12 protein-coding genes are annotated in these 13,141 nt (G+C 52.4%); 5 read left to right on the forward strand and 7 right to left on the reverse strand.

The features are described from left to right. Positions 1-4: 4 nt before the first annotated feature. A complete protein-coding gene (locus BLW68_RS06055) occupies positions 5-472 on the reverse strand; it encodes a DUF4199 domain-containing protein (RefSeq protein WP_245728282.1) in 468 nt (155 codons plus the stop codon). A 130-nt stretch (positions 473-602) separates the two neighbouring features. On the opposite strand from BLW68_RS06055, the gene BLW68_RS06060 reads away from it, so the two are divergent. Continuing rightward, positions 603-1,151, forward strand: a complete 549-nt coding sequence (locus tag BLW68_RS06060) for a TetR/AcrR family transcriptional regulator (protein ID WP_092791319.1) — start codon at positions 603-605, stop codon at positions 1,149-1,151. A gap of 4 nt (positions 1,152-1,155) precedes the next feature. Here BLW68_RS06060 and BLW68_RS06065 read toward each other — a convergent pair whose 3' ends face one another. Together BLW68_RS06065 and BLW68_RS06070 are read right to left on the reverse strand one after the other, a co-directional pair. Next, entirely contained in the window at positions 1,156-2,826 is a 1,671-nt protein-coding gene (locus BLW68_RS06065; protein ID WP_177172166.1) for a M28 family metallopeptidase, read from the reverse strand. Positions 2,827-2,913: 87 nt separating this feature from the next. Next, positions 2,914-3,642, reverse strand: coding sequence for an SIMPL domain-containing protein (locus BLW68_RS06070; RefSeq protein WP_092791324.1), 729 nt, complete (start codon positions 3,640-3,642; stop codon positions 2,914-2,916). 130 nt (positions 3,643-3,772) lie between these two features. Between BLW68_RS06070 and BLW68_RS06075 the strand changes: the two genes are divergently transcribed. Further along, complete coding sequence (locus BLW68_RS06075; protein WP_092791326.1) at positions 3,773-5,629, forward strand: M1 family metallopeptidase; 1,857 nt, start codon at positions 3,773-3,775, stop codon at positions 5,627-5,629. 54 nt (positions 5,630-5,683) lie between these two features. Here BLW68_RS06075 and BLW68_RS06080 read toward each other — a convergent pair whose 3' ends face one another. Next, on the reverse strand, positions 5,684-6,616 hold the full coding sequence (locus BLW68_RS06080; protein ID WP_092791328.1) for a LysR family transcriptional regulator: 933 nt from the start codon (positions 6,614-6,616) through the stop codon (positions 5,684-5,686). A 131-nt stretch (positions 6,617-6,747) separates the two neighbouring features. On the opposite strand from BLW68_RS06080, the gene BLW68_RS06085 reads away from it, so the two are divergent. Continuing rightward, a complete protein-coding gene (locus tag BLW68_RS06085; protein WP_092791330.1) occupies positions 6,748-7,683 on the forward strand; it encodes a sodium-dependent bicarbonate transport family permease in 936 nt (311 codons plus the stop codon). Positions 7,684-7,725: 42 nt separating this feature from the next. Here BLW68_RS06085 and BLW68_RS06090 read toward each other — a convergent pair whose 3' ends face one another. After that, positions 7,726-9,984, reverse strand: a complete 2,259-nt coding sequence (locus BLW68_RS06090) for a heavy metal translocating P-type ATPase (RefSeq protein ID WP_092791332.1) — start codon at positions 9,982-9,984, stop codon at positions 7,726-7,728. A 21-nt stretch (positions 9,985-10,005) separates the two neighbouring features. Then, entirely contained in the window at positions 10,006-10,404 is a 399-nt protein-coding gene (gene cueR / locus BLW68_RS06095; RefSeq protein WP_092791334.1) for a Cu(I)-responsive transcriptional regulator, read from the reverse strand. Positions 10,405-10,577: 173 nt separating this feature from the next. On the opposite strand from cueR, the gene BLW68_RS06100 reads away from it, so the two are divergent. Together BLW68_RS06100 and BLW68_RS06105 are read left to right on the forward strand one after the other, a co-directional pair. Further along, positions 10,578-10,922: a thiol-disulfide oxidoreductase DCC family protein gene (locus tag BLW68_RS06100; RefSeq protein WP_092791336.1), complete on the forward strand. Its 345-nt coding sequence runs from the start codon at positions 10,578-10,580 to the stop codon at positions 10,920-10,922. Positions 10,923-10,924: 2 nt separating this feature from the next. Then, positions 10,925-11,254, forward strand: coding sequence for a hypothetical protein (locus BLW68_RS06105; protein ID WP_092791338.1), 330 nt, complete (start codon positions 10,925-10,927; stop codon positions 11,252-11,254). 81 nt (positions 11,255-11,335) lie between these two features. On the opposite strand, the gene BLW68_RS06110 is transcribed toward BLW68_RS06105, so the two are convergent. Further along, complete coding sequence (locus tag BLW68_RS06110; protein WP_092791340.1) at positions 11,336-13,141, reverse strand: ABC transporter transmembrane domain-containing protein; 1,806 nt, start codon at positions 13,139-13,141, stop codon at positions 11,336-11,338.

Genomic DNA, 13,141 nt, shown 5'->3' on the forward strand with positions numbered 1-13,141 from the left:
AGGGTTAACCTTTACTTCGCAGAAAAAACGCGACAATAACCGAGGTCAGCACGCCCATAATGGCGGCACCGATAACACTTTGCAGCATATAGTTAGTTAAACTGAAGTACTTTAAAGCCTGTTCCGTCGTCATCATGCCTTCGGTTACAACATAGGCCTGCATATTGAGGAAATAGTTCGGGCTAATAACCATATGCGCAAGCCACTGCGCTGCCGGACTTAACAGCACTACCACCAGTGTGATTAACAGCCCAGACTGCATACCCTGCTTCCAGCTCATAATACCGTTATAATCGCGCAGCTTTTTCTGCCGCAGCGCCAGCACATAAACCAGTATTGCCGGTATAGCGAATAAATTAGTATAGGTGGCGTGCTGCGCAATATGCTGGTCATGCAGACCTGTCAGTTGCTCTATCCATATCCACAGCAGCATAACGGCAGTAAAAATAAGCCCCCAGCGTATTTCTGTCATATACTTTTGCATAACTTATTGTTCTTGTTAGCTTAGACACAGTAAAACTATAGCGCTTTTATATCGCTTTACCAGCTGTTTGCGCTGAGAAACCTATACTTAAAACCTGCAGCAGATAAAGGTAAAGCTTATGCGTCAACAAATCCTTGATACCGCACTGCAACTGGCAGCGAAAACCGGCTGGGAGCAGTTAACCCTGCAACAGATTGCCACTGCGCTGCAGATCAGCCTGGCTGATATTTATTGCCATTACCGGCAAAAAGATGATTTGGTTGAGGCCTGGTTTGACCGCGCCGATCTGGCGCTGCTAAGTGCACAGATAAGTAAAGCGTTACCCGCTAAAGCCCGGTTGCAACAGGCCATACAGCATTGGCTGGCGGCGCTTTCGCCCTACCATAAACTTACCGGCCAAATGCTGCTGTATAAACTGGAACCCGGCCATATTCATTTACAGGCGGCGGGTATTTTACGCATTAGCCGCACTGTGCAATGGCTGCGTGAAGCGGCCGGTTTAACCGCCAGCGGCGCAGCAAGAGTTGGCCAGGAGCTGGCATTAAGCAGCCTGTTTGTGGCGGTATTTATTTACTGGTTAAATGACCACTCAGCGGCACAGCAGCGCAGCTTGGCCTTGCTTAGCCGCATGCTGCAGCAAGGCCACAATCTGGCGCTCTGGCGCTAATACCTCATTGCGCCGACAATGAGGCATCCCGCACGGCGCGGAACTCTTTACCCTGATACCAGTTTGGCCAGCTGTCGCTGTTGGCTAACGCGTGCCCTACCTGATAATACAGATGTAAATCCTGCTGGGCGCCGCGTAAATCCCAGTTGGGGTCAAACTCGTCATTTACTTTGTGGTAGTAGTCGCGCACATAAATGCGCCGCTGCTCCAGGCCCCAGTCTTTACCGTGGATAAAGCTGTCAACGCCACCACGGGCATACAACATAGGTACGCCTTTTTTTGCCAGGTTAAAGTGATCTGAGCGATAGTAAAAACCATCCTGCGGTGTGGGTTCGGGTGCTATATAGCGGTTTTGCGCCTGAGCGTATTTTTCCAGTATCGGTTCCAGCTCAGAGCTGCCATAGCCAAATACCATGACATCGCGCATTGGGCCGTACACGTTAATCACGTCCATATTAATACCGGCCACGGTTTTATCTAAAGCAAATAACGGGTTGCTCGCATACCAGGCTGAACCCAGCAAGCCGCGCTCTTCTACAGTTACCGCTAAAAACGCCACCGAACGTTTCGGTGCAGGGCCGGCTTTAAACTGCTCAGCCAGCGCCAGCAAAGCAGCGACGCCACCGGCATTGTCCTGGGCACCGTTAAACACTTTATCGTCCGGACGGCTGAAATCTAGGCCGAAATGATCCCAGTGCGCCATATAAATAATGGCTTCATCGGGCTTTTCACTGCCTTCAATATAACCAATAACATTGCTGGAGCTAAGCTCGCGCAAATTATTGCTAATGCTGACAGCCGCTTTGGCATTCAGCGCTACCGGTTTAAAATCTTTGCTCAGCGCCTGCTGGCGCAGTTGTTCCAGTGAAGTGCCATTCGCAGCGAACAGTTTTTCGGCAGCGTCCAGCGACAACCAGCCTTCTACTTCAGTTTTGTGCAGGTTTTTGTTGTCGTTAGCCAGCTCAAACCGAATTGGCGAGGTGCCCGCTACCACATTCCAGCCATAGCTGGCGGCGTCGGTTTCATGCACTATCAGCGCCATAGCCGCGCCCTGGCGGGCTGCTTCTTCGTATTTGTAAGTCCAGCGGCCGTAGTACGTCATGGCATTGCCGGTAAACAGCTGTGGGTCTTGCGTGGCGTAGCCCGGATCATTAACCAGCATTACCACGGTTTTGCCTTTTACATCTAAACCGGCGTAATCATTCCAGTTATATTCCGGTGCGACTATGCCATAACCAACAAATACTACGTCGCTGTCGGCAACATCTATTTGCCCCAGCATCCGGGTAGACCAGGCCATCATATCGGTTTTATAAGTCAGTGTAGTATTGGCGCCGCTGTTATCGGTTAGCGTTAATGCCGATACCTTAACAGGGTCTATCTGCACCACCGGCACACTCTGGCGGTAACTGTCGCCGCTGTATGGCGTTAAGCCAATACGGGCATACTGCTGCTCCAGATATTGTACGGTAAGCTCTTCACCTTTAGTTGCCGGGGCTCGGCCCTGCATTTCATCTGAGGCAATTTTCTGAAAATAACCGGCAAAATTGGCGTTAAAACTGGTTTGCAGCAGAGGTTGCTCTGGCTGTGGCGGCGTATTCTGTTTTGAACACGACGCCACTAGCAGGCTGGCGCTAAGTGCAGCTACCAGCATAGGGCCGAACTGAAGTGTCATCAGGTTTCCTTAAATACAGCTAAGATAAGCGCTTACCTTAGCCTATTGCCGGCCCTGACACGACAACATTGAGACAAACAGCCTGGATCAGGGCTTAAGTTTGTAAATTACATTAACTGATTTTTCCAACTGAATATGTTTTGGCACTATTAAGTTACTGCTGCTACTTTCTGCCATATCAGCTTTGCGCATTGCGCCATAGCTTACCGAGCCGCCGCCAAAGCCAAAATCACCGGCCATAGCGCCCCAGCCTGAAGCTTCGCTGATAGCAAATACAGAACTGATTTTAACACCTTGTGCCGCAGCCAAACTGTTAGCCCGGCGACGGGCGTCAGCACCGGCTTTTTCACTTAATTGCTGCTCGTATTGCTCACGCTGGCTGCTGTCAAAACTGCCACTGATAGAGAAAATTTGCGGCTGTTTAAACAGGTAATCCATTACAGCAACATAATTGGTCAGCTGGTTCAGCGTTACCATAATGGGCTGGCTGGCTTCATAACCGGTTATGGCTCTGTTGTTATAGTCTTTAAACAGCGCTTCTTTGTTAATCTGGGCGGCATCAATATCGGCTTCGGTAATGCCTTGTTTAGCCAGAAACTGCATTAGGTCACGGCCCTGCTTGTACACCGCTTCAGTTGCAGCATCAGCTTTATCTGCGGTTTGGCGGATAACAAACTGAATACGGGCTTTGTCCGGTGCAACTTCCAGTTTGGCCGCACCGGTAACATTAATAAACGGAAAATCCGGCAGCGGGCTGGCCTGCACTGCGCCGCTAAGGGTTAATGCCAGGGCGGTAGTAATAGTGGCTAATTTCATCTCAAACTCCTGTAGTGTTTAACGCGCATTACAGCAAAACGGCGCGGCTTAAGTTGTTACTATTTGTAGAGTTGTATTTGGCCTGAGTTTGCCTTTACACTCTGCTCTCTTTCGATGTTAAGGAAACACCATGTCTGTACGCCTGCTTCCCCTTAGCACGGCCCTGCTCTGCAGTAGCTATGCTTTTGTCGCTACCGATACTCTGGCCGCTACCGATGCCTATACCTACGCCAACATTGATGCCGTAACGGTAAAGCACCTGCACCTGGATTTAGCCGTTAATTTTGAGCAAAAAGCCTTAACCGGCTTTGCCGATTTACAACTTAACTGGCTAAACAGCAGAAGCAATACAGTATATCTGGACACCCGCGATCTGGTTATAGAGCGCATTTACGCCAAAAGGGCCGACGGCAACTGGCAAAAAGTGCCTTTTAGCCTGGGGCAGCACGATGCAGTGCTGGGCAGCAAACTTACGGTAAGCCCCTCCTTTCAGGCGCAAACACTGCGTATTTACTACAGCTCTACCGACAAAGCCTCTGGCCTGCAGTGGTTAACGCCGGAGCAAACCGCCGGTAAAACCACACCCTTTATGTTCAGCCAGAACCAGGCCATTCATGCCCGTAGCTGGATCCCAATTCAGGACACCCCGGCCGTGCGCATGACGTACAGCGCCCGTATTCAAACCCGTGACGATGTGCTGGCTATTATGAGTGCCAATAATGAACCGGGCATGATTCGCGACGGCGATTACCAGTTTGTTATGCCACAGGCTATTCCGGCCTACTTAATTGCCATAGCCGCCGGTGATTTACAATTTAAAGCCATGAGTGAGCAAACCGGCGTTTATGCCGAGCCTTATATTCTTAACGCCTCGGCGCAAGAGTTTGCCAGCACCCAGGCGATGATCGATGCCACTGAACAGCTGTACGGTGACTACCGCTGGGGCCGTTACGACTTACTGATCTTACCGCCCAGCTTCCCGTTTGGCGGTATGGAAAACCCGGTACTGAGCTTTATTACCCCCACAGTGGTGGCCGGTGATGGCAGCCTGGTGAATTTAATTGCCCACGAGCTGGCGCATTCCTGGTCGGGTAATCTGGTCACTAACGCGACCTGGCGCGATTTATGGCTCAATGAAGGTTTTACCTCCTATGTCGAAAACCGCATTATGGAGCAGGTATTCGGCACAGATCGCGCCATTATGGAGCAAGCCTTATCGGTGCAGGGTTTAAAAGAAGAGTTGGCAGAGCTACCCGCTAACGACAGCATTTTGTATATCGACCTTAACGGCCGTGATCCGGACGACGCCTTTAGCGGCGTGCCTTACACCAAGGGCCAGCTGTTTTTAATGTATCTGGAGCAAAAATTCGGCCGCGATAAGTTTGACCCGTTCGTGCGGCAGTACTTTGACGACCATGCTTTTCAAAGCCTGGATACCGCACGCTTTGTAAAGTACTTAAACACCCACTTACTGCAAAAATACCCCGGCATAGTGTCGCTGGATGAAGCCAAAAGCTGGATTTACCAGCCTGGCTTGCCAGCGGGCACGCCCGATCCGCAGTCGGATGCGTTTAATCAGGTGCAGCAACAGGCTGACAGCTGGCTGGCCGGCACCAGTGAACTAACCAGCCTGCCCACCGATAACTGGACAGTACACGAATGGCTGTATTTTATTAATAATCTGCCGCTGACTATTGCGCCGGAGCAACTGGCAGAGCTGGACAGCACCTTTAACCTGACGCAATCGACCAACAGCGAAATTGCTCACGCCTGGTATTTACTGGCACTTAAAACCGGTTATCAGGACATTGCCGCCGCGCTGGAGCAGTATCTGGTGGGTATTGGCCGGCGTAAGCTGATTATTCCGCTGTACCGCCAGTTAGCCACCACCCCGGAAGGCCTGGCTTTTGCCCGTGCCGTATACGAAAAAGCCCGCCCTGGTTATCATCCGCTGGCGCAGGGTACGGTAGATGAGATACTGAAGTAGCAAACCAATAGTCCGCTACGCCGGTGCTGTGCTTAGTTAGCTGCAGCACCGGTTTTACACCTTAAGCTTATCTAACAACCAGTCCGGTTCAATACACTCCGGCAAATGCGCTGCAATAAACTGTGTTAACGACTGCGCCGCATAAGATAAGCGCTTATCAGCGTTACGTACCAGATACCAATGGCTGTTAAGCGGAAAACCGGCCACATCCAGCACCGCCAGTTTTTCCCGCCCTTCCAGCAGGGTATGGCCGGAAATGACCGACAAGCCCAGCCCTGCCGCTACGCTTAAACGAATAGCTTCGTTGCTTTCAATCTGCATACTGTGGCTAAGCTGTATACCCTGGCTGCTAAGCCAGGCTTCAAACATCATCCTTGTGGCACTGCCGGGCTCGCGCAATAAAAACCGCTCCTGCTTTAACCGGGTAAAATCAAGCTGCCGCTGCCCCACCGCCCAATGCTCTGAAGGTGCAATAAGCTGCAGCGGGTTTTTCACTATCGGCGTGGCCAGTACATGCTCACCACCGGGCGGGTGGCTAAACAGGTAAATATCGTCTTGTTGCTGTTCAAAACGGCTTAAAATATGCGCGCGATTGCCAATATGCAGGGTCACCTCAATCTGTGGAAAACGCCGGTAAAACGGTGCCAAAATGCGCGGCATTAAATACTGCGCAGTATTCACCACCGCTATGCTTAAGCTGCCGCGCCGCCCGGCGTGCAGCTCACTGATCTCACCGGCTAAATCATCAAACCGGCTTAGCACATCGCAGGCCGCCTGATACAACGCCTGCCCGGCTGCCGTAGGTTGCAACGAGCCGGCATGGCTGTGCAGCAAGGGCTCGTTTAACACCTCAGATAGCTTTTTCAACTGTAGCGATACCGTCGGCTGGGTTAAATGCAGTGCCCGCGCTGCGGCGGAAATGCTGCCCAGCTGCACTACCCTGATATACACCTGCAGCAAGCGAAAACTTAATTGCCGTACGTCCATTGCGCCCTCTTTCAATTACATCCACAAACACAGCCATAGATAATTATCTATATAAAACACTTATATTATTAATTAGGCAATAAGATTGTTTTTCGGCACACTGCGCTGGTTTCCATTTAGCGGAGAGTGTTATGCCTGATGTTGTAATCGCGTTTTTTGCCCTGGGCTTGTTGGCCGGGCTGGTAAAGTCAGATTTGAAAGTGCCGCTGCCGATATACGAAACCCTGTCGATTTTACTGATGCTAACCCTGGGCTTAAAAGGCGGTATGGCACTACACGGTGTACCGCTGATGCCGATATTGCCCGAGCTTGGCCTGATTGCCGCCACTGGCGTGGCACTGCCATTGTTACTATACCCGCTGCTACGCAAACTGGTGCGGCTTAGCAGCGCCAATGCCGCCAGTGTGGCGGCGCATTACGGCTCGGTTAGCGCCGGTACCTTTGCTGTGGTGATGGCACTGGCAATGCAGCATAACTTGCCGATGCAGCCGCAAACTACGCTGTATCTGGTCCTACTGGAGCTACCTGCTATTGTCACCATGCTATGGCTGTATCGCTATGTAAACGGCAGCAAGGCCGGCTCGTTGGCGATACTGCATGAAGCCTTAACCAGCCGCGGTGTGTTACTGCTGGGCGGTGGTTTGCTGATTGGCTGGTTGTATGGCCCTGAAGGGCTATCCGCTATTACGCCGGTGTTAATGGGCGGCTTCAGTACTTTGTTAGCGCTGTTTTTACTGGAAATGGGCCTGTGCACTGCCAAAGTGTGCTCGCCACTGCCGGTTAAACAATGGCGGCTGATGCTGTTTGCCCTGCTGGCCCCCTTTGTACTGGCCTGGCTGGGTATTGGCCTGGGCCTGCTGCTGGGGTTAAGCAGTGGCAGTATTCTGGTATTAGCTGCTCTGATGGCCAGCGCATCTTATATAGCAGCGCCGGCGGCTATCCGCGCTGCCATACCGCAGGCGGATATTGGCCTGGCACTACTGGCCGCGCTGGGGCTGACGTTCCCGCTTAATGTGCTTATTGGCCTGCCGCTGTATTTAAGCTGGATCACGGCGCTAACCGGTTAAAGCCGGCAGTTTTAGCCCGCCCGGTTAACGCGGGCTGGCTGGTTAAAGCGCTAAGCGGCGCAGCCGCAGCGCGTTGGTTACCACAAACACACTGGATAACGCCATCGCACCGGCGGCCAGCATCGGCGATAACAACAAGCCAAAGGCCGGGTACAGTGCCCCGGCAGCTACCGGCAACAGCAGCACGTTGTAGCCAAAAGCCCAAAATAAATTCTGGCGGATATTACGCAAGGTGGCTTTGCTAAGCGCTATGGCATTAACTACACCCATAATATCGGCACGCATTAACACCACATCGGCCGCTTCTATTGCGATATCGGTGCCGTTACCCACCGCCAGGCCAATATCGGCCTCTGCCAGCGCCGGTGCATCATTAATACCATCACCGACAAAAGCCACAGCACCGAACTCAGCACGTAGCTGTTTTACGGCATCAACCTTGCCCTGCGGCAACACTTCGGCCACCACGGTATCAATCTGCAACTGGTTGGCAATCGCCTCAGCGGTATGGCGGTTATCACCGCTGATCATCGCTACTTTTAAGCCCAATTGGTGCATCGCCGTTATCGCCTCTGCGGAGCCAGGTTTTAGCGTATCGGCCACCGCCAGCATTGCCACGAGCTTATTATCCAGCGCCAGATACAACACCGTTTTACCGCTTTTGGCCAGCGTATCGGCCGGAACCGCCTGCGTAGTTACATCCAATTGTAGCTGATGCATAAAACGGTCGGCACCAATGGCAACCTGTTGGCCGTTAACCGTGCCGCTTACCCCCATGCCGCTGTGCACAGTAAAATTGCTTACCGGCTGCAATGTCAGTTGCTGCTGCGCCGCGGCAGTCACTAAGGCTTCGGCCAGCGGATGCTCAGATTGTTGCTCCAGCGCCGCTGCCAGCGCCAGAATATCCTGCTCATTCAGGCCTGCTTGCAGTATTAAGGTGTCGGTCAGTTGCGGTTTACCCAAGGTTAAGGTGCCGGTTTTATCCAGTGCTATCACCTTACAATCGCGTAGCGTTTGCAGTGCACTGCCCTGGCGAAACAAAATACCCAGCTGCGCTGCGCGACCGGTGCCAACCATAATAGAGGTCGGCGTGGCCAGGCCCATGGCGCAGGGGCAGGCAATAATCAGCACCGCTACGGCATTAACCAGCGCCAGGCTAAGGGCCGGATCCGGCCCCCACAGCCACCAGACGACAAAGGTAGCAGCCGCCAGCAGCATAACCAGCGGTACAAAAATCGCCGTTACTTTATCTACTAACGACTGAATGGGTAATTTGTCGCTTTGCGCTTGTTGCACCAGGGCAATAATTTGTGCCAGTACGGTATCGCCGGCGGCTTTGCTTACGCGCACCTGCAGCACGCCCTGCTTATTTACCGTACCGGCATACACCGCATCACCGCGCTGTTTGGCTTTGGCCAGCGGCTCGCCGCTTAGCATCGACTCATCGATATAAGACTCGCCCTGCTCTACAGTGGCATCCAGCGCAATACGTTCACCGGCGCGCACTAATAACAGGTCGCCGGGTTTAATTTGCGCCAGAGCGACCTTATGCTGGTTACCGTCTATTAACAGCGTTGCGGTAGCAGGCTGCAAACTAAGCAGTTGCTGTATCGCCGCACCGGTTTGGCCTTTGGCGCGCGCTTCCAGATAACGCCCCAGCAAAATCAGCGTCACTATTACTGCAGCGGCCTCAAAATACACCTGCGCCGTGCCATCCGGCAGCAGCTGCGGCATAAAGGTCGCCACCAGCGAAAAGCCCCAGGCCGATAAGGTGCCCAGCGCCACTAAGGAATTCATTTCCGGTTGGCCTTTTAGCAGCAGCGGAATACCGGTTTGCATAAAGCGCCGCCCCGGCCCCAGTAAAACTAAGGTAGTCAGCACAGCCTGAAGTTGCCAGTTCAGGCTTTGGCCTAAAGTGGCCATTAACCAATGGTGGAACGCCGGAATAAGGTGAGCGCCCATTTCCAATACAAATACCGGTAAGGTTAACGCAGCAGCTAACCACAGATCGCGCAGCAACACCGCCTGCTCTGCCTGCTTTTGTGCCGTTTTATCCTGCTGTGCAGCCTGTTTATCTGCCTCGGCTACCAGCACTGTGGCTTTATAACCGGCGCCCTGTAACGCTGCCACTAAAGCCGCCGCTGCGGCGCTGCCCTCTACCTGCGCCTGCTCAGTGGCCAGGTTTACACTGGCTGAGTGTACGCCAGGCACCGCCAGTAAGGCTTTTTCCACCTTGCCCACACAAGAGCCGCAGTGCATATCACTGATATTAAGCCTGATTTTCGACATTGCTTTTGACATTAATTTGTCTCCACTGCTGGTTTAACTACTAGCCGGCTTAGCCAGGTGCTGTAAAATGGCACAGTGCGCGCCACCATCAGCAGCACATTGCGCTATCATCTGCTGCAGCGTTTGTTTCATCGCGTGCAGCTCTTGCAGTTTCAGCTCTACTTCAGCTAAATGTTGTAGTGCCACCTGCTTGACTACAGTGTTAGAACGCTGCGGGTTTTGCCACAGCGCCAACAGGCCGGCAATATCGGCCAGTGAAAAGCCCAATACACGGGCGCGGCGAATAAACTTAAGTATTTCAATATCTTTTGGCTGGTATTGCCGGTAACCGGCATCGCTGCGCTGCATAGGCTGCAAAAGCCCGCTTTGCTCATAATGGCGGATCATTTTTGCGCTAAGGCCACTTGCCGCGGCTGCCTGACCAATATTCATTGCTGTCTCCTGCTGCATCACACTGGTAGCAGTATGAACCTTACCATCATGGCAAGGTCAAGCGGCAATAGCGATTAAACACACTGATCCATAATGCGCGCCAGCCGTAACCGCAGCAACAGTATTTAGCCAACAGCAGAATTAAGCATTTAGCTGTGCAAAAGAGGCAAAAAATGCAAAAACTGTTTTTTGATGGCAGCTGTGCTTTATGCCGGCGCGAAATTAACTGGCTGGCACCCAAACTGAAGCCGCATTTAGAGCTTATCGATATCAGCGCAGACGGCTTTAGTGGCTTTGAAGGCGTAACTAAAACCGCCATGATGCAGCAGATTCATTTATGGCGGGAGGATCATTTTTTGATTGGTATCGACGCAACCTTGCACTACTGGCAACTGGCCGGCCACAGCTGGCTGGTGGCGTTATTGCGCCTGCCCCCCTGCTATTGGCTGGCGAAAAAAGCCTATGCATATTGGGCAGCCAAACGCAGTAACTGCTCAAGCGGCAATTGCACACTCTAACCATGCGCCGGCGCACCTTAACCAAACAAAGCGCAGCAACCGACGCGCAAATCTTACGCTTGCACAGCGCAATGGCAGACAAACTGCTGGCCGAACCTGAGCGGCTGCAGCAAGTACTTAACACGCTGGAGCAACGTTATCAGGCCGGTTTACTGCGCCACAGTGGCTATATCCACTGGTACAGCATTTTAGATTGTATTAAGCAGCCCGAGGTATTTCGCACTGCCCTGCTGGATAACGGCGAGCGGATGAATAAACTGCGCCGTCGCACGGTGTTGGTGGGTATTTTAACCGAAGACGAGCGCCAGGCTATTTTAATGGAGAACTCATAATGTCACGCTTATCCGTGTTAGGTTATGCCGGCTTAATTCCTTCGGGGTAAGCATTAGCCATTTGCTGTTTTACTGCTGGTATTAATTTAGTAACTGCAGCTCAGCCAGCTGCTTATATAACGGGCTTGATAACAGCAACTGCTGGTGGGTACCGCTGGCGATCAGCCTGCCGTGTTCCAGCAACAGAATGCGATCGGCGTTAAGTACTGTGGCTAGCCGGTGGGCGATAATCAGTGTGGTTTTACCCTGCATTAAATTATCCAGCGCCTGTTGCACCTGTTGCTCACTTAGGGCATCCAGTGAACTGGTCGCTTCATCCAGCAACAACACAGGTCTGTCAGCCAAAATAGCCCGGGCAATAGCAATACGCTGCTTTTGACCACCGGATAACCGCACGCCGCGCTCACCTAATTGTGTGGCATAGCCGTCACTAAACTCAGCAATAAAACCATCTGCCCGTGCGGCAATGCAGGCGTTAATTACTTCTTGCTCTGTGGCATCTGGCCTGCCGTAACGCACGTTTTCCAGCACTGAACTGGCAAAAATAACTGACTCTTGCGGTACCAGAGCAAACTGGGCGCGCAGCTGGGTTAAATCCAGTTGGCTGATATCAGTGCCATCCAGCAGTATCTGTCCGGTAGTTGGCTGATAAAACCGCTGTAATAGCTGAAATAAAGTCGTTTTACCGGCCCCACTTGGCCCTACCAGCGCAATACGTTCACCGGGTTGAATGTCGATATTAAGCTGTTGCAGCACCATTTTATCGGCCACCTGCGGATAAGCAAAGCTAAGCTGGTGCAGGCTAAGTGCACCTGCTACCGGCGCACAAAGTGCTTGTGGAACTGCCGGTGAGGCTATTTCAACCGGTGCGGTGGCCAGTTCAATTAAGCGCTCCGTGGCGCCCGCTGCGCGCTGAATATCGCCGGTTACTTCACTGATTGTTGCTGCGCTGCCTGCCACCATCACGGCATAAAACATAAAAGCAGTCAGTTCACCGGCACTGACAACCCCGGCCATCACATCGCGCGCGCCTACCCAGCTGATCAGTACCATAGCGGTAATACTCAGCAGCATTACGGCAGCGATCAGTAAAGCACGGTAGAAAATACGCTGTTTGGCAGACTGCATTACCTGCTCAATTCTGTCGGCGAACAATTGTTTATCACGCGGCTCATGGCCATAAGACTGCACGGTATGAATTTCATGCAGGCTTTCATCAACATAGGCGCCCACTTCAGCTAAGCGGTCCTGGCTGACGCGCGATAATTTACGCACTTTGCGACCCAGCACAATAATCGGCAGTAATACCAGCGGCACTGCCAGCAATACTAATCCGGTCATTTTGAAGCTGGTTAGTGCCATCATCAGCAAACCGCCAATGGCCGTTACTGTTGCCCGCAGCGCCATCGACAAACTGGAACCCACGACACTTTGCAATAAGGTGGTATCGGCAGTAAAACGTGAAATCACCTCACCGGTGCGCATTTCACCATAGAATGACGGCGACAACTTCAGCATATGCTGGTACACGCGGTTGCGGATATCAGCACTTACCCGCTCACCCAGCCAGGTCATTAAATAAAAACGGCAGAATACCGCCGCCGAAGACAACATGCACAGCAGCAAAATACCCAGCGTGATCTGGTTTAGCCGGGCATTGTTATTGGCAACAAAACCATCGTCAACCAACAGGCGCACACCCTGGCCCAGCGCCAGCCAGCTAAGGGAACCAATCAGTAAAAACAATATGGCCAGCAATACCCGGTTACGATAAGGCTTTAAAAAGCCGCCTATCCAAGGCAATACAGCTAAAGTTGGCGGCACGGCTACTTGGGCTGACACAGGCACATTTGGCGCCACTACAAGGTGCGGGGTTTTATCAGTCAT

It is taken from the genome of Rheinheimera pacifica (assembly GCF_900108485.1).
In the GTDB taxonomy this organism is placed as follows: domain Bacteria; phylum Pseudomonadota; class Gammaproteobacteria; order Enterobacterales; family Alteromonadaceae; genus Alishewanella; species Alishewanella pacifica.